We start from the raw sequence: 24,457 nt of genomic DNA on the forward strand, positions 1-24,457 counted from the left end.
TGGCGTTTCGCGCTCCCTACCGCAGTTTCAGCGTGGCGAGGCCCGCCAGCGCCAGGATCGACGCGATGATCCAGAACCGGATGACGATGGTCGGTTCGGCCCAGCCCTTTTGCTCGAAATGGTGGTGCAGCGGCGCCATGCGGAAGACGCGCTTGCCGGTCAGCTTGAAGCTCGCCACCTGCACGATGACGCTGACGGCCTCCAGCACGAACAGGCCGCCGATCACCGCCAGCACGATCTCGTGCTTGGTGATGACCGCGATCGTGCCCAGCGCCGCGCCCATGGAGAGCGAGCCGGTGTCGCCCATGAACACCATGGCCGGCGGCGCGTTGAACCAGAGAAAGCCCAGCGCCGCGCCCACCACCGCGCCGCACAGCACCGACAGTTCGCCGGTGCCGGCCACATAGTGGATTTGCAGGTATTCGGCGAAAATCACATTGCCGACCAGATAGGCGATGAAGGCGAAGCAGCCGGCGGCGATCATCATCGGCACGATGGCGAGGCCGTCCAGCCCGTCGGTCAGGTTGACGGCGTTCGACGTTCCGACCACGACGAAACAGGCGAACGGCAGGTAGAACCAGCCGAAATCGACCAGCAAATCCTTGAACACCGGCACCGCCAGCGAGGTGGCGAGCGGCCGGCCGGTCAGGTGCTGGATCCAGACGAAGGCGACCGCGACGATGGCGAATTCCAGCAGCAGCCGCACCCGACCGCTGACGCCGTGATGCGAGCGGCGGGTGAGCTTGCGATAGTCGTCGGCAAAGCCGATCAGGCCGAAGCCGGCCGTCACCATCAGCACGCACCAGACATAGCCGTTGGTGATATCCGCCCACAGCAGCGTGCTGACCGTGATCGCCAGCAGGATCAGGCTGCCGCCCATGGTCGGCGTGCCGCGCTTGGTCAGCAAATGGCTGGCCGGGCCGTCCTCGCGGATCGGCTGGCCCTCGCCCTGTTTCGCCTTCAGCCAGCGGATGACCGCGGGGCCGAACACGAAGCTGAGGAACAGCGCGGTGATGACGGCGCCGCCGGACCGGAAGGTCAGATAGCGGAACAGGTTGAACAACTGGAATTCGTCGCCCAGCGGCGACAACAGGTTATAGAGCATCGGCCAGTCCTTCGGGGGCCGCAGCTTCTCGCAGCGCGCGGACGATGCGCGCCATGCCGATGCCCAGCGACCCTTTCACCAAAATCACATCGCCCGCGCGCAAGGCGGGCACGATTGTCTTTGCCAGCGCGGCCGTGTCCGGCGCGTGGCCCGTGCGTTGATCGGCGCGTAATTGCGCGACAAGTGTGGCCATTTCCGGGCCGGCCGCGAACACCGCGTCGACCGGCAGCGCGGCCAGAGCTGCGCCGAGCGCGGCATGCTCGCGGGCCGCGGTGGCGCCCAGTTCCAGCATGTCGCCCAGCACCGCGACCCGTCGCCCCGGCGCCGGCGGCGCATGGTGCGCCAGAACGGCGAAGGCCGCGCGCATGGCGGCGGGGCTGGCATTGTAGCTCTCGTCGATCAGGGTGACGGGGCCCTGGGGGAGCACCAGCCGCTCGGTCGCGCCGCGGCCGGCGGGCGGGCGCTGGTCGGCCAGCAATGCCGCGGCACGGTCGGGTTCCACGCCGAGCGCGGCCACCGCCGCCAGCGCGCCCAGGCTGTTCAGCACCCAGTGCCGGCCCGGCGCGCCCAGCCGGTAGCGCAACCGCTGGCCCAGAATGTCCGCCTCGACGGTGGAGCCGTTCGCCGCCAGGTCGCAGGCCAGCAGGCGGGCGTCGGCGTCCCGTGCCTCGCCGAAGCGCAGCACGCGCGCCGCACCGTGCCGGCGGGCAGCGGCGGCGAGTCGCTCGGCATGGCCGTCGTCGGCATTGACGATGGCGGTGCCGCCTGGGGCCAGGCCCTCGAAGATTTCCGCCTTCGCCTCCGCGATCGCCTCGACCGAGGCGAAAAACGCGCTGTGCGCCGGCGCAATGCGCGTGACCAGGGCGCAGTCGGGCCGGGCCATGCGGCTGAGGGGCGAGATTTCGCCCGCATGGTTCATGCCGAGTTCCAGCACCGCGAAGGCGGCGTCGCGCGGCAGGCGCGCCAGGGTGAGGGGGGCGCCGATATGGTTGTTGAGATTGCCCTCGGTCGCCGCGGTTGGACCCACGCTCGCCAGCAGGCGCGCCAGCATTTCCTTGGTGCCGGTCTTGCCGACGCTGCCGGTCAGCGCCACCACCTGCCCCGCAAAGCGCGCCCGTGCGGCCCGCGCCAGCGCCTCCAGCCCTTGCTGCGTATCGCCGACCCGCAGCAGCGGGGCGTCGCCGGCGATGCCGGCCGGCGCATGGTCGACCAGGGCGGCCGCCGCCCCTGCGGCCAGGGCGGCCGCCACATGGTCGTGGCCGTCGTGCGTCGGGCCTTTCAGGGCCACGAACAGGTCGCCCGCCCGCACCGTGCGCGAGTCGATGCCGACACCCCGCGCCGCCCAGGTCGCCGCGCCCGTGCCGCCCGTCGCCTGCCGGGCCTCGTCTGCGGTCCAGAGCGTGCTCATGCCCCGGCCTCCGCCAGCGCCTTGCGCGCCTCGGCCCGGTCGTCGAACGGCAGCACGGTGCCGGCGACGGTCTGGCCTTGCTCGTGGCCCTTGCCGGCGATCAGCAGCGTGTCGCCCGCCTGCAACTGGCCCACCGCCCAGGCAATGGCCTCGGCGCGGCTGCCGATCTCGACCGCATCGGGGCAACCCTCCAGGATCGCCGCCCGGATCGCCGCCGGGTCTTCCGAGCGCGGATTGTCGTCGGTGACCACGGCCAGATCGGCGAGACTTGCCGCCATCCGGCCCATTTCCGGCCGCTTGCCGGTGTCGCGGTCGCCGCCGGCGCCGAACACCACCACCAGCCGGCCCCGGGTCGCGCCCCGGAGCGCCTTCAGCGCGGCTTCCAGCGCGCCGGGCGTGTGGGCGTAATCGACATAGACCGCCGCGCCGCTCGCATGGCGGCCGGCGGGCTCCAGGCGTCCCGGCACGGTCTGCAATGTCGCCAGGGCCGCGACGGCATCGGCCCGCGGCACGCCGCTCGCCAGCGCGATGCCGAGTGCCGCCAGCGCGTTTTCCGCCTGGAAGTCGCCGGCGAGTGGCAGCAGCACGTCGAACGGCTCGCCGTCCACGGTCAGCGCGAGGCGCTGGCCCTCGGGCGTGTCGGTGCGGCGGTCGAGGCGGATGCGCTCGCCCTTGCGGCCATAGGTCCAGAGTTCCAGGCGGCGTTGCTTCGCGACCCGCACCGCCTGGGCGGAGAACCCGTCGTCGGCGCAGATCACCGCGGCCCCGCCCTCCGGCAGGCGCTCGCGGAACAGCCGCAGCTTGGCGTCCAGATAGGCGCGCTCGGTCTTGTGATAGTCGAGATGGTCGCGGCTGAACGAGGTGAAGGCGCCGATCCGCGCGGCCACGCCCGACATCCGCTCCTGCTCCAGGCCATGGCTGGAGGCTTCCGCGGCGGCGTGTTCGATCCCGCCCGCAGCCAGTTGCGCCAGCAGCCGGGCGAGGCTGACCGGGTCCGGCGTGGTGAGGCTGCCGCCCTCGCGGCCGCCCGGCAGCGTGATGCCCAGCGTGCCGATGCTGGCGGCCGGCCGGCCATTGGCGGCCCAGATCTGGCGGGCAAATTCCACGGTCGAGGTTTTTCCGTTCGTGCCGGTCACGAGGGCGATCCAGTCCGGTTGCCGGCCGAAAAACGCCGCGGCGAGTTCGGCCAGCCGGCGGCGCGGATTCGGGTCCAGCCACAGCCGCACCCGGCCGGCAAGGCCGGCCGCCTGATCGTCCGGCAGGCGGTCGGTCAGGATGGCGACGGCGCCGGCCTCGACCGCGCGGTCGATAAAACGGCGGCCATCGGACGTCTCGCCTTGCAGGGCGGCGAACAGATAGCCGGGTTTGACGGCGCGTGAGTCGGCAGTCAGGCCGGAAACGCCTGTCAGGATCGCCGAGTCACTTTGGTCCGCCATCGCATCTCCCGCCGGTGTCGAATCAGTTTTGTACCTGCATGGCCGCGGTGATCACGCCGCCGGTCTTGGCCTGCCGCACGTCCTTGGCCTGTCGCACGTCGCCTTCGGGCTCCGCCGTGGTCGGCTTGACGCCCAGCATCGGCGCGATGCGGTCGATAATCCGACCGACCGCCGGCGCTGCCACCTTGCCGCCGGTGGCATAGCGGCCGGTCACCTTCCGCTCTTTCGGCTCGTCGACCATGACGAACACCACATAGCGCGGATCGGCGATGGGAAAAGCCCCTATAAAGGACGAGATGCGTTTGTCGCTGCTGTAGCCGCCATGCTTGCTGGGTTTCATGGCCGTGCCGGTCTTGCCGCCGACCGGATAGAGATGCGTGCCGGCGTTGCGGCCCGTGCCCTTCAGCACGACCTGGCGCAGCATGGCGCGCACGGTGGCCGACGTCTCCGGCCGGATCACCCGACGGCCTTGCGCGGTTTCGGCGTTGTTCAGGCGGATATAGGTCGGCCGGTGCAGCACGCCACCGTTGACCAGGGCCGCGAACGTGGCCGCGAATTGCGCCGGCGACACCGACAGCGCATAGCCATAGGCCGCGGTCATGGCGTTCAGTTCCTGCCATTTGTCCGGCATTTGCGGCGCGCGCACCTCATAGACTTCCAGCCCCGGAACGGTCAGCAGCCCGAACCGGTCGAAATAACGGACCAGCCGGTCGGCCCCGACGTCCATCGCCATGCGCGCGGCGCCGATATTGGACGAGTGCACCAGCACATCCTGCATCGACAGCCATTTGTTGCGGCCGTGGAAGTCCTTGATGGTATAGCCATGGGCATAGATCGGATGCGTGGCGTCGAACATGGTGTCCCGCTTGGCCACCCTGGTGTCGAGCGCGACCGCCGCGACGATCGGCTTGAACACCGAGCCCAGCTCGAACACGCCATTGCTGACGCGGTTTTCTTCCACCTTCGGGTCGCGCTTGCCGATGATGTTCGGGTCGAAGTCCGGCAGCGAGACCGAGGCCAGCATTTCTCCGGTATGGGTGTCCAGCACCACGCCGGCGCCGGCAGCGGCGGCATAGGTGTCGATTCGCTGCTGCAACTCCTCGCGCACCACGGCCTGCAGGCGCATGTCCAGGCTCAGCGAGAGCGGCGCATCCGGGACGCCGGCCAGGTCGGCGTCGTAATAGGCCTCGATCCCCGAAAGCGCGGTCTGGTCCGCGCGGGTCAGGCCGACGACATGCACGGCGAGCGGGCCCTGCGGATAGATCCGCCGGTATTCCTGCTTGGCGCGGATGCCCGGCAGGCCCAGTTGCAGCGCCTTGAAATACTGCTCCGGCGTCAGATGCCGGGCGACATAGACGAACTCTTCCTTGCTGGAGAGCCGGCGGACCAGAAGGTCCCGGTCCAGATCGGGGAAGGCCCGGACCAGCGCCTCCGCCGTGCCGACCGGGTCCGGCACGTCATCGGGGTGGGCATAAAGCGAGTGCGTCGGCGCGCTGAACGCCAGCAACACGCCGTTGCGGTCGAAGATTTTCGCGCGCGGATAGAGCGCCCGTTCCTGCGGCGCCGGCGCCAGACTCGCGGGCTTGGCCGCGGCCATCAGGGCCGAAGCGTTGGCGGCGGGCACGGTGCCGGGGGCAGCGGTAACCACCAGCTTGCCCACCACCGCCAGCATGGCGGCGGCAATGCCGGCGCCGACCACGGCCAGCCGCCAGCCGCCGGCGGCGCGGGGCGCGCGTTCCGGCACGAACACGGGTGTGGTGGCGCCAGCGGACGATGCGGCTGCGTGTGGCGCGGGCTCGTCGAGGAACGGGAGCGTCCCGGTCATTGTGGCCTCCTGCGCGGAATGATGAGGGTGACGGGCTGCAAGGCGGTGGGGCTTTGCGCCTCCAGCCAGGGCGGGGTGGCCGGCCCGCCGGGCAGCGCCGGCGGCAGGCTGGGCGCCTTGGCCGGCGGTTCCGGGGCGGTCTGGCCGAACTGTTCGGTCGGCGGCTTCGGCTCCGGCCGGCGCGCGGTCGGCAGCGGGATCCGGGCCGGCAACCGGTCCAGGGCGATCAACTGGTCGCCGCGGATTTCCTGTAGCTTCAGGTGCCGGTCCGCCAGCGGCCGCAGGCGCTCGGGCGAGGTCAGAAGCTGATAGCTGGCATCCAGCAGCGCGATCCGTTCCTGCACCGCGCTCTTGCGGGCGGAAACGGCGTCGATGCGGCTGTTGATGCGGTCGACTTCCAGCGAAACCGTGACCGTCATCAGCACCATGCCGGCCAGGGCGACCAGCCAGAAAATCGTGACGCGAGACATCATGGGCGATCCTCCGTCTCCGGCTCCGCCAGTCGTTCGGCCGCGCGCAGCCGGGCCGAGCGGGCGCGGGGATTGGCGGCGATCTCCGCCGCACCGGGCACGACCGGCCGGCGGGTCAGCAGGCGCCAGGCGGCGGCCTCGGTCGCGCCGGCATCCGGCAAATGGCGCGAGCCCCGCGGCTTGGCGGCGGACCGGTCGCGGAAGAAGGCCTTCACGATCCGGTCTTCCAGCGAATGAAACGAGACGACGGCACAGCGGCCGCCGGCCTTCAGCGCACGCTCCGAGGCGGCGAGGCCGCGCTCCAACTCGCCCAGCTCGTCGTTGACGACGATGCGCAGCGCCTGAAAGGTTCGCGTCGCCGGGTGATGGTGCGGATCGGGCCGGGGGATGGCCTTGGCCACCACGGCCGCCAGATCGGCGGTGCGCTGCAACGGACGGTCGTGACGGGTGGCGACGATGGCGCGGGCGACGCGGCGCGAATACCGCTCCTCGCCGAACCGCCAGAGCCAGTCCGCCAGGATGGCCTCGTCGGTGGTGGCGACGAGATCGGCGGCGGTCGGCCCTTCGCCGCTCATGCGCATGTCGAGCGGGCCGTCCTGCTGGAACGAGAAGCCCCGGTCCGGCTGGTCCAACTGCATGGAGGACACGCCCAGGTCCAGCGCGATGCCGTCGGCGCTGGCCGGCCGGTCGAGCACGCTGTCCAGACTGCCGAAGGTGCCGTGGACCAGACGCAGCCGGTCGGGATAGCGGGCGGCGAGGGGGGCGCCGTCGCGAATCGCATTGGGGTCCCGGTCGATGGCGATCACCCGGCCGGCACCGGCGGCCAGCAGGGCCGCGGTATAGCCGCCGGCGCCGAACGTGCCGTCGATATAGAGGCCGTCCGCGCGCACCTGCAGCAACTCGACCACTTCGGGCGCCAGGACGGGGATGTGCGGCGACGCGCTCATGTCCGGCCCTCGCTGGCGGCCTGCTCGGTCATCAGCATCAGGATGCGGCGCGCGAGGCTGCGTTCTTCCGCCTCGAAATACTCGTCGACGTCTTCGGTCGGCCAGATCTCGAAAAAATGGCCCTGGCCGTGGAAGAACACCTTCTTTTCCAGGTTCGCCGCCGCCACCAGCTTGGGGTTGAGAACGATCCGGCCGGTGTCGTCGATCTTGTGTTCCAGGATCGAGCGGAAAATCTTCGAGGCGGCGCGGCGGATGTCGACGCTTTCGCTCGCCAATTTCACCTGAACCTGCGGCAGAACCTCGACCATGGAGAAGGTGCAGCCGAACACGGTCGGGTAGTCGGCTTCGGGCGAGGCGAAAAGCGCGATCATCTTCTCGCGGCCGGCATCCGGGTCGGATTCGATGCGGTTGCGGAACGGCGCGGGGATCGAGACCCGCCGTTTCGCGTCCAGGCCGCTCTCGAATGTGCCGTAGAATACCGGCATGGCGCTCTTCGCCCGACCTCTCGTCCGTGCCGTCTTCGGGCGCCGGGGTGGGATGGCGCTGGACGGCGTTGAATGGGTTAATGCGGGATAATATGGGACATCGAGATTAACGCCAAGTGAAAATCGCCCCTAGTCGGTGGATGAGTTGAAAGAATTCGCGGATTGGCAATAGAAACAATTACGATTAATTGTTCGCGGACAGTTCTGGTTTAATGGGATATTAAGAGAACAAAACAGGATATTTGGCACAAAATTTGCGCTTTTGCGCCTGTTTGGGGATAAAGGGTCAGGCGGTCTGTAAGCCGGGTTCTGTGTCCCAAAAAATCCCATGGGATGGGAAATCGTGGGATGGCGACCATTCATCTGGGGCAGCGGTTGCCCGTCTGCCTCGGTGCGACCGACCCGGACGACGACCCGAAGACAGGGCCTGTTGCATACCCGCATACGCAGGCTGCGACGGTCGTCCCTATATGGTCTTGCTCCCGGTGGGGTTTACCGTGCCGGTGCTGTTGCCAGCCCCGCGGTGGGCTCTTACCCCACCCTTTCACCCTTACCCCGGTCGGAACCGGGGCGGTTTGCTTTCTGTGGCACTGTCCCTGAGGTCACCCTCGCCGGCCGTTAGCCGGCACCGTGTCTCCGTGGAGCCCGGACTTTCCTCCCTCCGCGAACGGAGAGCGGTCGCCCGACCGCCTGACCTAGGGGATAGATAAGCCGGCCGCGGCCGGCTCGCAACCGCATTGGCGGAGCAGGTCGGCGAGCCGGCCGGCGCAGTCGCCGTCGAACACGCCGTCCAGGCAGGCGGGCCGGAAATGGCGCTGGAACGCCAGCACGGCGTTGCGGGTGGCCAGGTCGCAGGAGCCGTTGGGGGCCAGGTCGTAGCCGAACGCCGCCAGCGCGGCCTGCACCCGCACCAGCGGCGGCACGGGCAGGGGGGCGCAGGAACGCGGCGAGAGCCCGATCCCCGCCGCGGCGAAGGCCGGCCAGGGAAACCCCTCGCCCGGATCTTCCTTGCGATTCGGCGCGACATCGCTGTGGCCGACGACATTGCGGGCCGGGATGCCATGGCGCGCGACGATCCCCCGGCAGAGCGCCTGCACGGCCGCGATCTGGGCCGCCGGAAACGGGCGATAGCCGAAGGCGTGACCGGGATGGGCGATCTCCACGCCGATGGAATGGCTGTTGACGTCGTGCTCGCCGCGCCAGCAGGCGAGGCCCGCGTGCCAGGCGCGGCGGTGTTCGGCGACCAACTGCCAGACCGTCCCGTCCGTGCCGACCAGATAATGGGCACTCACCTGGGCGTCCGGGTCCGAGAGCCGCGCCAGCGCGCCTGCGGTCGTCGGCATGCCGGTATAGTGCAGCACCAGCAGGTCGACCGCGCCGCGCCGCTCGCCATGGTTGGGCGAGGGGTGCCAGACCAGCGCGGGCGGTGGGGCGGTCACGACGCCTGTGCCTCGATCTCTTCCCGCTTCGTCTCCAGCGCCAGCCAGCGTTCCTCGGCGGCGGTCAGGGCCTCCTTGGCCTCGGCCAGCCGGTCAACGGCCTTTTCGAACTTGGCCGGGTCTTTCTGGTAGACGTCCGGGTCGGCGAGGAAGGCATTGGCCTTGGCAATGTACTCTTCCAGCTTGGCGATCCGCTCCGGCAGGTCGTCCAGTTCGCGCTGTTCCTTGAAGGTGAGGCGGTGCTGGTTGCGCTCGGCTTTCGCTTCGGGCTTCGGCGGCAACGGTTTCGGCGCGGTCGGCTTTTTGGCCATCATGGCGGGGCCGCCGGCGAAGCCGCTGCCGGTCTTGCGCGGCGCGATCCGCTGGCGGACATAGTCGTAATAGCCGCCCACATATTCCCGGGCCTCGCCGTCGCCCTCCAGCGCGATCACGCTGGCGACGGTGCGGTCGAGGAATTCGCGGTCGTGGCTGACCAGCAACAACGTGCCCTCATACTCGCCCAGCGCATCCTCCAGCAGGTCGAGCGTGTCCATGTCCAGGTCGTTGGTCGGCTCGTCGAGGACCAGCAGGTCGCTGGACTGCGCCAGGATCTTGGCCAGCAGCAAGCGGTTGCGCTCGCCGCCGGAGAGGGTGCCGACCGGCGATTTCGCCTGGTCGAACGGAAACAGGAAATCCTTCAGATAGCCGACCACATGGCGGGGGTTGCCCTGGACATAGACCGTGTCGCCGCCATCGGGGCAGAGCGTTTCCCACAGCGTCTTGGTGGGGTCGAGCTGGGCGCGGTGCTGGTCGAAATAGGCGGGCTGGGCGCTCTTGGCGACGCGCACCCGGCCACTATCCGGTTGGAGCTGGCCCGTCAGCATGCGCAGCAGCGTGGTCTTGCCGGCGCCGTTCGGCCCCAACACGCCGATGCGCTCGCCGCGCAGGATGCGGGTGGTGAAATCGTGGACGATGACCCGTTCCTGGCCGTTGGGAAGCGTGACCGACTTCGAGATTTCCTTGGCCTCGATCACCATGCGGCTGCGCACGTCGCCCTCGTCCAGGACGATCCGCACCTTGCCGCGTTTCTGGCCCAGCAGGGCCGAGCGCTCGTCGCGCATGTCGGCCAGCCGGCGCAGGCGCAGCTGGTTGCGGCTGCGCCGGGCGGTGACGCCCCGTTGCAGATAGCGCAATTCCTGGGCGATGACGGTGTTCATGCGCTCCAGTTCGCGCGCGTCCTCGTTATAGACGTCTTCCTGCCATTTCTCGAACTCGCTGAACGGCCGCTCGCTCTGGCGCAGCCGGCCGCGGTCGAGCCACCAGATTTTTTTGGTCACCCGGTTCAGGAAGGCGCGGTCGTGGCTGACGATCAGGGTCGCGCCGCGGAAATCCTGGATGAACTGTTCCAGCCATTCGATGGTGGGCAGGTCCAGGTGGTTGGTGGGCTCGTCCAGCAGCAGCACGTCCGGCGGCCGCACCAGCGCGCGCGCCAGCGAGGCACGCCGCGCCTCGCCGCCCGAAAGCGTGTCCATGGCCCGGTCGCCGTCCAGCGCCATCCGGTCCAGCACCGCGTCGACCTCATAGGGCTCGGGCCGGTCGTCCGGCGGGCCGGCTTCGGCGATGTGCTGGCGCACGGTGATGCCGGCGCGCAATTGTGGCTCCTGCGGCAGCCAGGTGAGACGCAGGCCCGGCAGGAAGAAGGTGTCGCCCAGGTCCGGTTCCAGATCGCCCATGATCAGCTTCATGAGGGTGGACTTGCCGCAGCCATTGCGCCCGATCAGGCAGATGCGGTCGCCGGGCGTGATGCTGAACGACAGGTCCTCGAACAGCGGCGTGGTGCCGAAGCCGATGGTGACGTCGCGAAAGGTGATGACGGGAGGGGCCATGATGCGCGCTGCATGGCTGGCGGCCACGGGCTTTGTCAAGGCGTCAGAGACAAGCCCTGCAAATTCGGCATACCTCTTGCGCAAAATTGCATGCCTTCGTATGGTGCGCGCCGCAATCGGCAGGATAACGAACAGCAAAGAGGCGACCTGCTCGGTTTCGGCAACACCGATGAGCGAATGGGAGAAGGATCCGATCATGCGAAGCGTTCTGATTGCGGCCGCGGCCGTGCTGGTCGCCGGCCAGGCGGTCGCGGCCGAGAAGGTGCAGTGGAATTACTCGATGTGGGGCAATCCGCGCGCCTTCACCAAAGGCGTGGAAGCCGCGGTCGACTACATCAAGGAAAAGAGCGGCGGCAATTTCGAGATTACCATTCACTATGGCGGCACCATTTCGCCGCCGAAGGAAAATCTCGACAACGTCTCGCTTGGCGCGCTGGAAGCGGCGCATCTCTGCACCTTCTACCATCCCGGCAAGAACCCGGTCGGCACCGTGCTCGACCTGCCCTTCCTGCCGGTGGAGAACATCGACCAGCTGATCAAGGTCCAGGACGCGTTCGAGTCCTATGAGCCCTGGATGAAGGAAATGGCCGGCTGGCACGCCCGGCCCTGGTTCGCCGGCGTGCTGCCGACCTACGAGTTCATGGGCGTCGGCAACCCGCCGAAAAAGCTGGAGGACTGGAAGGGCATGCGCGTGCGTGCCGGCGGCGGCATGGGCGACGCCATGCGCAAGCTGGGCGCGGTGCCGACCACCGTGCCGGCCCCGGACGTCTATCAGACGGTGGAGCGGGGCGTGGTGCAGGCGGCCTCCTGGCCCTACAGCTATGCGTTCGGCGCCTATCGCCTGCACGAAATCTCGAAATGGTACACCGAAGGCATGGCCATCGGCTCGGCCCACTGCCCGTCGGTGATCAATATCGACACCTACAACGCGCTTCCGGACGAGTACAAGCAGTTGCTGGAGGAGGCCAAGGCCGTCGCCTACGACGCCTATCGCGTGGTCTACAAGGAAGCTGACGACAAGTGGCGTCCGATTTTTGCGAGCCGCATGGAACGCGTCACCTACTCTCCGGAGCAGATGGCCCATTTCCGCGAGATCGGCGCCAAGCCGGTCTGGGGCGACTGGGTGAACGAGCATAAGAAAGAGTTCGACTCGCAGGCCGTCCTCGACTTCGTGCTCGACCAGGCCAAACAGGCCAAAATGTAAGGCGCTGGCGGCCGGAGCCGGGCATTCGCCCGCAGCCGGCCGCCGCCGGGGTCGGATGCCGGGGCGGCCGGATCGGATGCGGTTCGGCCGCTCTCGCGCGCACGCCGCCGCCCCCCGAATCCTGCTGCGGGATCCCCCATGATGACGACGAATTCCCCCTCTGCGCCCGACAGTGGCGGCGGTCTGCTCGGCCGGATCGACCGGGCGGTGGCGGTTATGGAGAACGTGTTCAACGCGCTCGCCGCCCTGTTCATCCTCATCATGATGCTGTTCATGGTGGCCGAAGTGCTGGGGCGGAAGCTGTTCAACAGCCCGATTCCCGGCGCCATCGACTGGGTCGAGGTCTGGATGGCGACCTTCGCCTTTCTCGGCGCGGCCTATTGCCAGCGCAAGGGCGCGCATGTGCGCATGGAACTGGTGATCGACCGGCTGAAAGGGCGGCTGCTCTATTGGGCCGAGTGCTTCGCCGTGTTCGTCGGCTTCGTCTATGTCTCCATCATCGCGGTCCAGTCCTTCCACCATTTCCAGCGGGCGTGGGAGCGGGGCGACAGCACCATCGACATCCGCCTGGAACTCTGGCCCTCCAAGCTGATCGTGCCGGTGGCGCTGACCCTGCTGGCGCTGCGGCTGGCGTTGCAGGTCTGGGCCTATGTCCGCCTGGCGATGGACCCGGAGCGCCGCCCGGTCGCGGTGCCCGAACGCCATGACGCCGTGGCGGAAGCGCGGGAGGAAATCGAACACGCCATGGGCCATGACGCCCACGATGCGCGCTGAACGGCGCGTCTGACTCGGAAGGAAATCGCGTCATGGATCCGTTTGTCGCCGGCATCGTCTCGCTGTTCGTGATCATTTCGCTGGTGGTGCTGGGCGTGCGCGTCGCCTATGCCGCCGGCATCACCGGCCTGTTCGGCCTCGTCCTGCTGATCGGCAGCCGCAAGGCGCGGGACGGCGGCGTGCTCGACTGGATCGATGCCGGCTGGAGCGCCGGCGCCGGCCTCGCCGGCACGCTGGCCCATTCGGAGGTCAGCCATTACTCGCTGTCGGTGTTGCCGATGTTCATTCTCATCGGCTTTCTGGCCTATTACGCCGGCCTGACTCAGGGGGCGTTCCGGTGTGCCCGGGCCTGGCTCGGCTGGTTGCCGGGCGGCCTGGCGGTCGCCACCGTGTTCGCCACCGCCGGCTTCGCCGCGGTTTCCGGCGCCTCGACCGCGACGGCGGCGGTGTTCAGCCGGGTCGCGATCCCGGAAATGTTGAAATACGGCTACGATCCGAGGCTGGCGGCCGGTGTCGTCGCGGCCGGCGGCACGCTCGCCTCGCTGATCCCGCCCAGCGCCATCCTGGTGATCTATGCCATCATCGTCGAGGAAAGCGTCGGCTCGCTGTTGCTGGCGGGTTTCATCCCCGGTGCGGTCTCGGCCATCGTCTATGCGGCCATTATCGTCATCCGCTGCAAGATCAGCCCGGACCTGGGCCGGCCGGTCGCCGGCCTGAACTGGGGGGAGCGGATCAACTCCCTGCCCGGCATGATGCCGATTGTCGGCGTGATCGCGATCATTCTGGGCGGCATCTATACCGGCTGGATGACGCCGACCGAAACCGGCGCGGTGGGCGCGTTCATCGTGTTCTGCATGGCGCTCGCCCGCCGGCTGGCGACGGGGCAGGGCATGACCCGGACCGATTTCCGGGACGCGATGATGGAGACCTCGAAACTCACCGTGATGATCTTCACGATCATCTGGAGCATCCTGATCTTCGTCCGCTTCCTGGGCTTCACCGGCCTGACCACCGCCTTTGCCGACTGGATCGTCCATCTGGACGTGGCGCCGGTGGTGGTGGTGATCCTGATCCTGTGCGTCTACATCGTCCTCGGCATGTTCATGGACGGCATCGGCATGCTGCTGCTGACGCTGCCGGTGGTGCACCCGGCGGTGCTGGCGCTGGGCTATGATCCGATCTGGTTCGGCATCATCGTCGTCAAGATGGTGGAGATCGGCCTGGTGACGCCGCCCATCGGCCTGAACTGTTTCGTCGTCAACGGCGTGCGGCCGGACATCCCGCTGGAGCAGGTGTTCAAGGGCATCTGGCCGTTCGTGGTGGCCGACATCATCACCGTGGCCGTGCTGATCGCCTTCCCCGGCATCGTGCTCTATCTGCCGCATCTGATGCTGGCGAACGTCGCCGGCTGACGCGCCGCATCGGCGCCGTTCCCGTCCGCACCCCGGCACCATGCCGGGGTGCGGACGGCCCGGCTGGCTCCACCCTCTTGCGTCCACCCCTTGCGTCGGGGCGATGGGTGCGATAAGAAACTATATAAAGATATCCTTATGCGGCCAGGGGCTCCCTGGTCGTTTTTTTCGTGAGCATAGGAGGTGTCCGCACATGTCGGATTACAAAGTCGCCGATATCGGCCTGGCCGATTGGGGTCGCAAGGAAATCGCCATCGCCGAGACCGAAATGCCCGGTCTGATGGCTCTGCGTGCGGAATATGGTGCCAGCCAGCCCCTGAAGGGCGCGCGCATTGCCGGCTGCCTGCACATGACCATTCAGACCGCGGTGTTGATCGAGACGCTGACGGCGCTGGGCGCCGAGGTGCGCTGGTCGTCCTGCAACATCTTCTCGACCCAGGACCAGGCCGCCGCGGCCATCGCCGCCACCGGCGTGCCGGTGTTCGCCTGGAAGGGCGAGACCGAGGAAGAATACGAGTGGTGCATCGACCAGACCATCAACGGCCCGAACGGCTGGCACCCGAACATGATCCTGGATGACGGCGGCGACCTCACCCTGATCATGCACGAGCGTTTTCCGCAGTTGATCGAAGCGGTGAAGGGCGTCTCGGAAGAGACCACCACCGGCGTGCACCGTCTCTACGAGATGGCGAAGGCGGGCACGCTGAAAGTGCCGGCGATCAACGTCAACGACTCGGTGACCAAGTCGAAATTCGACAACCTCTATGGCTGCCGCGAAAGCCTGGTCGACGGCATCAAGCGCGCGACCGACGTGATGCTGGCCGGCAAGGTGGCCGTGGTCTGCGGCTATGGCGATGTCGGCAAGGGCTCGGCCGAGAGCCTGCGCAGCCAGGGCGCCCGCGTGGTCGTGACCGAGATCGACCCGATCTGCGCGCTCCAGGCGGCCATGGCCGGCTATGAGGTCAAGCGGGTCGAGGACGTGGTCGACTACGCCGACATTTTCGTCACCGCCACCGGCAACAAGGATGTCATCACCGTCGACCACATGCGGCGGATGAAGGACCGGGCCATCGTCTGCAATATCGGCCATTTCGACACCGAGATTCAGGTGGCCGGCCTGCGCAACTTCAAGTGGCACAACGTCAAGCCGCAGGTGGACGAGGTCGAATTCCCCGACGGCAAGCGCATGATCCTGCTGGCCGAGGGCCGGCTGGTGAATCTGGGCTGCGCCACCGGCCATCCCAGCTTCGTCATGTCCGCCAGCTTCACCAATCAGGTGCTGGCCCAGATCGAGCTCTGGAACAACAACGACAAGTACAGCAAGCAGGTCTATGTGCTGCCGAAGCATCTGGACGAAAAGGTGGCGGCCCTGCATCTGGAGAAGCTGGGCGTTCACCTGACCCAGTTGTCGAACGAGCAGGCGGCCTATCTCGGCATTGGCGATCACGGCCCGTTCAAGCCCGAGCATTACCGCTACTGATCCTGCGCGCGCCTGGTCGGAAGCCGCAAGGCCAAGGCCGCCTGCCCTGGAAATTCCCGGTGGCAGCGGCGGCTTCCGCAACGGCCGGGCGCGGTGGGAATTGGTGTCCGGAGACGCCGGTTGACGCTTGTCAGCCGGCGTTTTCCTGTTTTACGGTATCGCCTTAAGGTTGTCGTTGCCCGAGGGCTTGCGTGCTGGACCCGATATTGCAGGACTGGGCGGTGCGGGCCATTGCCTGGTCGTTGCTGATCGCGGCCGGCGGTGCCCTGGCGGTGGTGTGGCTGCGCGGGCGCCGATCCTCCGACAGCGCCGCCAACGCGCCGTCGCGCGGCCATCGGCCGGGCGCAGCCGCTGGGTCGGGCGCAGCCGCTGGGCCGACGCGCGGCCCGTTGGGCGGTGCCGCGATCCGGGCGCGGGAGCGCCGTCATCTTCGCGCCCTGCTGGACGGTCTGCCCCATCCCGCCTGGCTGCGCGCGCCCGACCTGACCATGATCGCGGCCAACGCCGCCTACGCCCGTGCGGTTTGCGCGCCCGACCCCGTCGCGGCGGTCGTGGGCGGGCGGGAACTGGGGCGGGGCGACCTGGGCCATGACGGCCGCTCCCTCGCGGTTTCGGCCCGGCGCACCGGCGTCGAACAGACCCAGAGCGCGACGGTGGTGGTGGCCGGTATGCGCCGGCTCTACCAGTTTTCGGAACGGCCCCTGGCGGACGGTTGGGTTGTGGGCGCGGCTCAGGACATGTCCGCCATCGACGCCCTGCAGACCGACCTGACCTCGCATATCGAGGCCCACCAGGACGTGCTGGAGCAGCTGCGGGCCGGGATCGCCGTGTTCGACGGCGACCGCCGGCTGCGCTTCTTCAACCGGGCCTATGCCGCCATCTGGGGTTTGGATCCGGACTGGCTGGCAAACGGCCCGCTGCTGAGCGAGGTGCTGGAATCGCTGCGCCAGAAGCGCCGGCTGCCGGAGGTTGTCGACTTCGCCGAATTTCGCCGCCGGTCCGAACGCCGGTTTCAGACGCTGCTACAGCCCGAAGACCAGTTGTTGCACCTGCCCGACGGCCGCACGCTGCGCGAGGTGGTGGCGCCGCACCCCCTGGGCGGCCTGCTGTTCGTGCTGGAGGATGTGACGGACCGGTTGGCCCTGGAAAGCGGCTACAACACGCTGATTGCCGTGCAACGGGGCATTCTCGACCAGCTGGCGGATGGCGTCGCCGCGTTCGGCACCGATGGCCGGCTTTCGGTCGCCAACCCGGCCTTCCTGAACGTCCTGGGCCTGGCCGCCGTGCGGTTCGACACCGGCTCGCATATCACCGATCTGCTGGACCGCTTGACGCCGCAGATCGCCGATGCCGACGCGTGGCCGGCCGCGCGCGCGGCGCTGGCCATCGCCGTCACCAACCGCGAGCCCCAGACCCGCCGCCTGTTCCTGGTCGACGGGCGCGTGCTCGATATCAGTTGCACGCCGCTCTCGGACGGCCGGGTGCTGATGCGGGTGCGTGACATCTCCGACACCTACAATGTCGAGCGGGTGCTGCTGGAGCGCAATGCCGCGCTGGAGGAGGCGAACCGCCTCAAAACCGACTTTCTCGCCAATGCCAGCTACGAACTGCGCACGCCGCTCACCACCATTGCCGGGTTCGCGGAATTGTTGCAATCCGAACCCGATAGCCCGCTCGGCCCGCGCCAGCGGGAGTATCTGGCCGGGATCACCAAGGCTTCGGATGCGCTGGCCGCGCTGATCGACAGCGTGCTCGACGTGTCCCTGGGGGAGGCGGGGCAATGGGATGCGGGCGCCGCGGACATCGCCGTCGCCCCGATTATCCGCTCCGTTGCCGCGGTGGTGCGACCCCAGATCGAGGCGCAGGGGCTGGAACTGACCGTGGTCACGGCGCCGGGCCTGGCCTCGATCCAGGCGGACGAACGGCGGCTGCGGCAACTGGTGTTCAACCTGATGACCAGCGCCGCCCGCCACAATCGCGGCGCGTCCGGCATCGCCGTGACCTGCCGGGGGACGGACGACGGCGTCGAGATCGCCGCCGGCATCCAGCTGCCGCCCGTGGGCCCGGATCGTCACCTGTTCGAGAAGGAGCTGGCCCTGACCCTGGTGCAGCGTCTCGCGGTCCTGCACGGCGGCACGCTGGCCATCGACCGCGAGGCCGACCGGGCGCGGCTGGTCTGCCACCTGCCGCGCCGGCGTGGACCGTCGGCCGCGCCGCCCGCCGCCGCGCCGGCCGATCCCGCCACCGCGGCGCAATAAAGCTTTGTCGGTCGCGGCGAGCCGAAGGCATTCCGTCTCTCCGGGTTTTGCTCTAGGGTCGGGCCTTCGCAATCCAGGGCAATTCCCATTCGAACAAAGGCTTCTTGTCTCATGAAGGTCCATGCAATCCGCTTCGCCAAGACCGGCGGCCCCGAGGTTCTGGAATGGCAGGAGGTCGAACTCGGCCAGCCGGGACCGGGCGAGGCGCTGGTGCGCAACAAGGCCGTCGGCCTGAACTATATCGACACCTATCACCGTTCCGGCCTGTATCCGCTGCCGCTGCCCTCCGGCATCGGCCTGGAAGGCGCCGGCGTGGTCGAGGCCGTGGGCGAGGGGGTCACCAATGTGCAGGCGGGCGACCGCGTTTCCTATGGCACCGGCGCAATCGGCGCCTATGCCGAGGCCCGCGTCATGCCGGCGGCCAGCCTGCTGAAACTGCCGGACGCCATCCCGTTCGAGGCGGGGGCGGCGATGATGCTGAAGGGCATGACCGTCGAATACCTGCTGCACCGCACCTATGAGGTGAAGGCCGGCCAGACCGTGCTGTTCCAGGCGGCGGCGGGCGGCGTCGGCCTGATCGCCGGCCAGTGGCTGAAGGCGCTGGGCGTCACCGCCATCGGTACCGCCGGCGGCGCCGAGAAATGCGCGCTCGCCAAGGCGCATGGCTACGCTCATGTCATTGACTACACCAAGGAAAGCGTGCCCGAGCGCGTGCGCGAACTGACCGGCGGCAAGGGCGTGCCGGTGGTCTACGACTCCGTCGGCAAGTCGACCTGGGAAGGCTCGCTGGACTGCCTGAGCCCCCGCGGCCTGATGGTGAGCTTCGGCAACGCCTCCGGTCCGGTCGACGGCGTCAATCTGGGCATTCTGGGGGCCAAGGGCTCGCTTTACGTCACCCGCCCGTCGCTGATGGCCTACACGGGCACCCGTGCGGACCTGGAATTGTCCGCCGGCCGGCTGTTCGACATGGTCGCGGGCGGCAAGGTCGGGATCAAGATCAACCAGACCTACCCGCTGGCCGAGGCCGCCCAGGCCCATCGCGACCTGGAAAGCCGCAAGACCACCGGCTCGACGGTGTTCACGGTCTGATTCCGCGGCGCGTCCTCGGGGCGCGCCGCCCTCAACCCAATTTACCCTAGTGACTTGAAATTGCGTGATATTCCGGGGTATCGGCCGCCGAAAACCCGGACGCCGCGGCAATTGACACGTCAGGCGCCGCCCCATACGGTGATCGTCACCCAATCATTCCGTCGAGATGTGCGCTTCGCATGAGCCTGTCAGACGCTGCCTGGACGCAGTTGATTTCCGCCGCCCACACCTCCGGTCGCAAGGCGGCGCTGGCCATAACCGGCGGCGGCACCGGTGCGGTGGGGGAATTGTTGCGGATTCCCGGCGGGTCGCAGTTGTTGATCGAGGTGCAGGTTCCCTACAGCGAACAGGCGCTGGAGACGTTCCTGGGGTTTGCGCCCGGCCAGGCGTGCAGCGCCGATACGGCGATCGCCATGGCGCAGAAGGCGCGGTTGCGGGCATCGGGGATGGTGGCGAGGGATGCCGACCTCGTCGGGCTCGGGGCGACGGCGGCGCTTGTGAGCGACCGGCCGCGCCGCGGCGAACACCGATTTCATATCGCCTGCGTCGGAGCCGACAGCATTGCCCATTGCACGGTCGTGCTGGCGAAGGGCCGGCGCGATCGGCCGGCGGAAGAGGCGCTGGTCGCCCGCGCGATCATTCTCTGGCTGGCGCGGGCCTGCGGCGTCGCCGCGCCGTCGCCGCAAAGTCTGCTCGACCCGGACGAACGCTTCGCCCAGGCGGAGGTTGCCGCCGCGGATAGGATCGACGCGCTCTTGGCCGGCAGTGTCGATCGGGTGACGGCTTTGCCCGACGGGCAATTGCTTCTGGCCTCGGCGCCGCCGGCGATGGTGATGCCGGGCTCGTTCAATCCGGTGCATGCCGGGCATGTTCGACTGGCCCAGGCGGCGTCGGACATTCAGCAGCAGCCCACGACGTTCGAAATTTCGGTGACCAATGTCGACAAGCCGCCGCTGACGGGCGACGTGGTCCGCCACCGTCTCCGGCAATTCGCCTGGAAATCGCCGGTCGAACTGACCCGGGCGCCCACCTTTCTGGAAAAGTCGCGGCTGTTCGCCGGCGCGACATTCGTTATTGGTGCCGATACGGCGGAACGCCTGGTGGCGGCAAAATACTATGACGACGACGAGGACCGCATGCACGCGGCCCTGGAGGAAATCGGCGGGTCCGGGGGAAGTTTCCTGGTGGCGGTGCGCGTTGATTCCGGCGGCCGTCTCATGACCCTGCGGGACATTCCCGTCCCGCACCGTTTCGCCGACCTGTTTCTGGAGATTCCCGAACACCGCTTCCGTCTGGATACGTCTTCGTCGGCGATCCGGCAGCAGGGTGACCGCTGAGAGGTCCGTTCGTTCGCCGGTGCCGCCTTTCGCGTAAGGGGCTGGCGGAGCCGGGCCCCAGGCGGCGGGTGAAGGAATTTCCGACTCTCCCGACAACACTCGACGGTTTGCCCTTGCGCGCCCGGAATTTGGGATAATTCGTTAATTATCCAATCTATTGAGGAAACACATCTCTATTTATCGCGGATAGTGGCGGAAATCGGGAAAATTTTCTATATTCCCGAAATCTCTTCCCGACCGAACACAAGGACTCGGCCATGACCCGCTGGATGAGTGGCTTCGCGGCCGCCGCCCTGTTGCTTTTCACCACCATCCGTCCCGCCGCCGCCGAGACGTTGGAAATCGGCTATATGCCGATCCTGCCGGTTTCCCAGGTGTTCGTCGCGCTCGAGGAAGGGTGGCTGGCGGATGCCGGCATCGAGCCGAAGTTGATCCAGTTCCAGAACGGGCCCGCCATGGTCCAGGCGCTGCTGGCCGGCCAGCTCGACGTGGCCCATTTCGGCATCGGCCCGGCCATGGTCGCCCGCGCCAAGGGCGTCGACCTGAAGGTGGTGGCGTCCAGCACGGTCGAACAGATCAGCATTGTCGCCCTGCCGGACCTGGCGGCGGCTTTCGATGCCGGCCCGCCCGAAACCGCGTTCGCCCGATTCGCCGAAACCCATGGCCGCAAGCCGGTGATCGCCACCTTCCCGCTCGGCTCGGTGCCGGAGACGGTGCTGCACTACTGGGTCGAACGCCAACTCGGCATTTCGCGCGATACCATGACCGTCGTTTACCAGGGCGCGGCCCAGGTGCAACAGGCGCTGCTGACCGGCGCGGTCGACGGTGCGGCCATTCTGGAGCCGGTGGTGGCGCTGACGCTCGACCGGGTCGATGGCGCGAAGGTGGTGGCGAAGGGTTCCGAGCTTTTTCCCGGCCAGCCCGGCGCCGTGCTGGCCGTGCGCGAGGCGCTGATCGCACGCGCGCCGCAACTGGTCCAGGCCCTGGTCGCGGCCCAGATCCGCGCCACCGAAACGCTCCGCAACGACCCGGAGGGAGCCGCCGCGGCTGTCGGCAAATATGTCGGTGGCGGCCGCATGCCGAAGCCCGTGGTGGTCCAGGCGCTCCAGAACAGCCAGCAGGCGTTCGTCGACGACCCGGACTACATCATCCCCGGCACCCGCACCATGCACGACTATCAGGCCGAGGTCGGCACGTTGAAGGCGAAGGTCGATCTGGACGCGCTGTTCGACACCCGGTTCTACAAGGCCGCAAAGGCCGCGGCGAACTAGGGCCATGGGGACGCTTGCGGAACCCCGAGGGCACGCGGTCCGGCGCAGCGCACCGCTGCGCCCACTGCGCCTGCCCCGTCGCGCACTGCTGGGGCTTGCCGGCGTGCTGGCCTTTGTCGCGCTCTGGAAACTCTCGCACGATTACGCCTGGACCGGTGCGGGCACCATGCCGGACCCGTTCAAGCTGCCCCGGGCGCTGTGGGACGAGTGGACCAGCGGGCGCCTGCTGCCGGCCATCGGCTCCAGTCTGATCCATTACGTCTGGGGGCTGGGCATCGGCGCCGTGCTGGGCATGGCCGTTGGCTTCGCGGCCGCTGCCAACGACACGTTCGAGGCCGCCCATGCCTATATCGCCCGGCTGCTGCGGCCGATCCCGCCGCTCGCCTGGGTGGTGTTCGCCATTGCCTGGTTCCAGGTAAGCCATGCGGGCGCCGCCTTCGTCATCGCCATCGGCGTGTTCTGGGTCAACTATTTCGCCACCCACGCCGCCGTGCGCGGTGTCGACCCGCGCTATTACGAGCTGGCACGGGTGTTCGGCCAGGGCGGGGCGGTCCGCCGGAGCGTCACCGTCACCTTGCCCGCCGCCGCGCCGGGGATGCTGTCCGGCTTCCGCACCGGAGTCGGCCAGGCCTGGATGGCGTTGATTGCCGCCGAACTGCTGGGCGTGCCCGGTATGGGCCAGGAAATGAACTCGGCCGCCGGTGTCGGCGCCTACGAGGCCGTGGTGATCTACATGTTCGCGATTTCGGCGGTCTATGCGATTTGCGACTTCGCCTTCGTCCGTCTGGAGAATTGGATCCTGCAATGGCGTCCCTGAGCCTGCCGGTGGTCGAAATCGACCGGGTTACGCTGCGCCACCCGAAAGCCGCGGCACCGGTCTTGCGCGACGCCTCGCTGGCCGTCGGCGATGGCGAGTTCGTCTGTGTGGTCGGCGGGTCCGGCGTCGGCAAATCCACCCTGTTGCGCGCCATTGCGGGCCTGCTGGAAACGGAGCGGGGGGATGTGCGGGTGAACGTGCCGTCGGCGCCGGACCGCCGCGACCGGTCCGTGGTGTTCCAGGACAGCCGCCTGCTGCCCTGGCGCCGGGTCGCGGCCAATGTCGCGCTCGGCCTGACGGGCCTGCGGCTGGACCAGGGAGAGGCGGAGGCGCGGGTGCGCGATGCGCTGGCGCTCACCGGGCTGGCGGATTTTGCCGGCCGCTGGCCGCACCAGCTTTCCGGGGGGCAGGCCCAGCGGGTCGGCATTGCCCGGGCGCTGGCGGTGCGGCCCGCCATCCTGCTGATGGACGAGCCCTTCAGCGCCGTTGACGCCATCACCCGCACCCATTTGCAGGACGAGTTGGTCCGCATTTGGCAGGCGAGCGGCACGTCCGTTGTGTTTGTCACGCACGATATCGCCGAAGCGGTGTTTCTGGGCGATCGCGTCGTGGTCCTGGCCGGCGCGCCGGCGGGCATTGCCGCCGATATTCCCGTGACCATTCCCCGATCCCGGCGGCGCGACGAGCAGGCGTCGGCGGCCTTGGTCCAGTCCATCGCGCAGCGCTTGCACGCGTGAGGAAGCCGCTGCCCCCCATGGCACCAGCCCCACCACCCCCGATGCCGTCGCGGTCCGCGTCGGCTGCAACAGCATAGCGTATCCAATCCGGGTCGACGGTTCCGCGAGGTGCCGTCTGTCCGGTTCTCGGGAAGCAGAAGAGGCCATTATGAGCGATCTGAAATCCATCATTGCGAACATGCAGGCGAATCTGCGGGTCAGGCCCGACAGTGCCAAGGCGACGTTTCAATCCCAGTCGCGCTTGCAGGATGGCCTGCGGACCGTCGCCAAGATCCGCCAGCACGAGGTGACCGTCGACGAACCGCCGGCGCTCGGCGGCGAGGATGCGGGGCCGAACCCGGTCGAACTGATCCTGGCGGCACTCGGCACCTGCCAGGAAATCACCTACCGGGCTTACGCAACCGCGCTCGGCATCCCGTTGGAAAACGTCTCCGTCACGCTGGCGGGGGATCTGGATCTGCGCGGCTTCTTTGGCGTCGATGACAGCGTGCGCGCGGGCTATCAGCGGATCACGGGCACGGTCCGTCTGGAATCGAGTGCCGACGAGGAGACGCTCCTGGCCCTGCGCCAGGCGGTGAACGCGCACTGCCCGGTGCTGGACATCATCAGGCAACCGGTGCCGGTCACGCTGGAACTGGACATCAAATCGCCCGGTTGAGCCGCCCGAACCGGTCCCGATCGTCCCGGCGCCGGGGTGCCGGGCCGGCGTGGTCGGGACCGGGGGCAGGATCGGGCGCAGGCGGTCCGCCGCACCCGGCCATCAGTGCGAGATCATCCACGGTCTGGCCGTCGGGAAGGATTTGGAGCCGTCCGGCCGGCTGAGCGTCTTGCGGGACGCGGTCCGGCCGCCGCTGCAACAGGCGCAGCCGGGGCCATGACTGGAAAGGCGTTTCGGACTGTCCGCCGCGCGCTCGTTGGTGGCGTGGGCCTGGCGCTGGACAGCGTCCATGCGCAGCACCCGCGGCACCGTCAGCATGACCCGCGGCGCGTCGGCGCCGCAGTCGGGGCAGGCGCAGGGGCGGTCGTACTCGGCCATGGGGCGCATGGCCGAGAACACGCCGTCCTGCTCGCACCGATATTCGTAGAGGGGCATGGGCG

Annotated in this window: 21 protein-coding genes and 1 other RNA gene; 11 read left to right on the forward strand and 11 right to left on the reverse strand. The window is 68.4% G+C overall.

The features are described from left to right. Nucleotides 1-16 precede the first annotated feature (16 nt). The 10 genes from H6844_05850 to H6844_05895 all read right to left on the reverse strand — a co-directional run bounded on the left by H6844_05850 (nucleotide 17) and on the right by H6844_05895 (nucleotide 10,980). Nucleotides 17-1,105: a phospho-N-acetylmuramoyl-pentapeptide-transferase gene (locus H6844_05850; protein MCB9928924.1), complete on the reverse strand. Its 1,089-nt coding sequence runs from the start codon at nucleotides 1,103-1,105 to the stop codon at nucleotides 17-19. Then, on the reverse strand, nucleotides 1,095-2,513 hold the full coding sequence (gene murF, locus H6844_05855) for a UDP-N-acetylmuramoyl-tripeptide--D-alanyl-D-alanine ligase (protein ID MCB9928925.1): 1,419 nt from the start codon (nucleotides 2,511-2,513) through the stop codon (nucleotides 1,095-1,097). Before murF ends, H6844_05850 begins: the two co-directional genes overlap by 11 nt. Continuing rightward, on the reverse strand, nucleotides 2,510-3,949 hold the full coding sequence (locus H6844_05860) for a UDP-N-acetylmuramoyl-L-alanyl-D-glutamate--2,6-diaminopimelate ligase (GenBank protein MCB9928926.1): 1,440 nt from the start codon (nucleotides 3,947-3,949) through the stop codon (nucleotides 2,510-2,512). Before H6844_05860 ends, murF begins: the two co-directional genes overlap by 4 nt. Nucleotides 3,950-3,971: 22 nt before the next feature. Then, the gene (locus tag H6844_05865) at nucleotides 3,972-5,774 is read right to left on the reverse strand and encodes a penicillin-binding protein 2 (GenBank protein ID MCB9928927.1); all 1,803 of its coding nucleotides are present in this window, start codon (nucleotides 5,772-5,774) and stop codon (nucleotides 3,972-3,974) included. Then, the gene (locus tag H6844_05870; protein ID MCB9928928.1) at nucleotides 5,771-6,247 is read right to left on the reverse strand and encodes a hypothetical protein; all 477 of its coding nucleotides are present in this window, start codon (nucleotides 6,245-6,247) and stop codon (nucleotides 5,771-5,773) included. The genes H6844_05865 and H6844_05870 overlap by 4 nt, the downstream gene beginning before the upstream one ends. After that, nucleotides 6,244-7,191, reverse strand: a complete 948-nt coding sequence (gene rsmH / locus H6844_05875; GenBank protein MCB9928929.1) for a 16S rRNA (cytosine(1402)-N(4))-methyltransferase RsmH — start codon at nucleotides 7,189-7,191, stop codon at nucleotides 6,244-6,246. Before rsmH ends, H6844_05870 begins: the two co-directional genes overlap by 4 nt. Then, nucleotides 7,188-7,676 (reverse strand): hypothetical protein, encoded by a 489-nt coding sequence (locus tag H6844_05880; protein MCB9928930.1) that lies wholly within the window; start codon nucleotides 7,674-7,676, stop codon nucleotides 7,188-7,190. Before H6844_05880 ends, rsmH begins: the two co-directional genes overlap by 4 nt. 282 nt (nucleotides 7,677-7,958) lie before the next feature. Further along, nucleotides 7,959-8,370: RNase P RNA component class A (gene rnpB / locus H6844_05885), an RNA gene on the reverse strand. A gap of 1 nt (nucleotide 8,371) precedes the next feature. After that, nucleotides 8,372-9,094, reverse strand: coding sequence for an N-acetylmuramoyl-L-alanine amidase (locus tag H6844_05890; protein MCB9928931.1), 723 nt, complete (start codon nucleotides 9,092-9,094; stop codon nucleotides 8,372-8,374). Between the two features lie 17 nt (nucleotides 9,095-9,111). Continuing rightward, the gene (locus tag H6844_05895; protein MCB9928932.1) at nucleotides 9,112-10,980 is read right to left on the reverse strand and encodes an ATP-binding cassette domain-containing protein; all 1,869 of its coding nucleotides are present in this window, start codon (nucleotides 10,978-10,980) and stop codon (nucleotides 9,112-9,114) included. A 196-nt stretch (nucleotides 10,981-11,176) separates the two neighbouring features. Between H6844_05895 and dctP the strand changes: the two genes are divergently transcribed. The 11 genes from dctP (at nucleotide 11,177) to H6844_05950 (ending at nucleotide 24,017) form a co-directional block, all read left to right on the forward strand. After that, nucleotides 11,177-12,184, forward strand: coding sequence for a TRAP transporter substrate-binding protein DctP (gene dctP, locus H6844_05900; GenBank protein ID MCB9928933.1), 1,008 nt, complete (start codon nucleotides 11,177-11,179; stop codon nucleotides 12,182-12,184). 138 nt (nucleotides 12,185-12,322) lie between these two features. Beyond that, on the forward strand, nucleotides 12,323-12,958 hold the full coding sequence (locus H6844_05905) for a TRAP transporter small permease (protein ID MCB9928934.1): 636 nt from the start codon (nucleotides 12,323-12,325) through the stop codon (nucleotides 12,956-12,958). 32 nt (nucleotides 12,959-12,990) lie between these two features. After that, nucleotides 12,991-14,370: a TRAP transporter large permease gene (locus H6844_05910; protein MCB9928935.1), complete on the forward strand. Its 1,380-nt coding sequence runs from the start codon at nucleotides 12,991-12,993 to the stop codon at nucleotides 14,368-14,370. 193 nt (nucleotides 14,371-14,563) lie between these two features. Continuing rightward, complete coding sequence (locus tag H6844_05915; protein MCB9928936.1) at nucleotides 14,564-15,850, forward strand: adenosylhomocysteinase; 1,287 nt, start codon at nucleotides 14,564-14,566, stop codon at nucleotides 15,848-15,850. 191 nt (nucleotides 15,851-16,041) lie between these two features. After that, nucleotides 16,042-18,108, forward strand: coding sequence for a PAS-domain containing protein (locus H6844_05920; protein MCB9928937.1), 2,067 nt, complete (start codon nucleotides 16,042-16,044; stop codon nucleotides 18,106-18,108). Between the two features lie 111 nt (nucleotides 18,109-18,219). Next, nucleotides 18,220-19,197: a quinone oxidoreductase gene (locus tag H6844_05925; GenBank protein MCB9928938.1), complete on the forward strand. Its 978-nt coding sequence runs from the start codon at nucleotides 18,220-18,222 to the stop codon at nucleotides 19,195-19,197. 179 nt (nucleotides 19,198-19,376) lie between these two features. Continuing rightward, nucleotides 19,377-20,534: a hypothetical protein gene (locus H6844_05930; GenBank protein MCB9928939.1), complete on the forward strand. Its 1,158-nt coding sequence runs from the start codon at nucleotides 19,377-19,379 to the stop codon at nucleotides 20,532-20,534. Nucleotides 20,535-20,803: 269 nt separating this feature from the next. After that, nucleotides 20,804-21,805, forward strand: coding sequence for an ABC transporter substrate-binding protein (locus H6844_05935; protein ID MCB9928940.1), 1,002 nt, complete (start codon nucleotides 20,804-20,806; stop codon nucleotides 21,803-21,805). Between the two features lie 4 nt (nucleotides 21,806-21,809). Beyond that, the gene (locus H6844_05940; GenBank protein ID MCB9928941.1) at nucleotides 21,810-22,622 is read left to right on the forward strand and encodes an ABC transporter permease; all 813 of its coding nucleotides are present in this window, start codon (nucleotides 21,810-21,812) and stop codon (nucleotides 22,620-22,622) included. Further along, nucleotides 22,610-23,359, forward strand: coding sequence for an ABC transporter ATP-binding protein (locus H6844_05945; GenBank protein MCB9928942.1), 750 nt, complete (start codon nucleotides 22,610-22,612; stop codon nucleotides 23,357-23,359). The genes H6844_05940 and H6844_05945 overlap by 13 nt, the downstream gene beginning before the upstream one ends. A gap of 148 nt (nucleotides 23,360-23,507) precedes the next feature. Next, on the forward strand, nucleotides 23,508-24,017 hold the full coding sequence (locus H6844_05950) for an OsmC family protein (protein MCB9928943.1): 510 nt from the start codon (nucleotides 23,508-23,510) through the stop codon (nucleotides 24,015-24,017). Between the two features lie 102 nt (nucleotides 24,018-24,119). On the opposite strand, the gene H6844_05955 is transcribed toward H6844_05950, so the two are convergent. Continuing rightward, complete coding sequence (locus tag H6844_05955; protein ID MCB9928944.1) at nucleotides 24,120-24,452, reverse strand: zinc ribbon domain-containing protein; 333 nt, start codon at nucleotides 24,450-24,452, stop codon at nucleotides 24,120-24,122. Nucleotides 24,453-24,457 lie beyond the last annotated feature (5 nt).

This window comes from Alphaproteobacteria bacterium (assembly GCA_020638555.1).
Taxonomy (GTDB): domain Bacteria; phylum Pseudomonadota; class Alphaproteobacteria; order Bin95; family Bin95; genus JACKII01.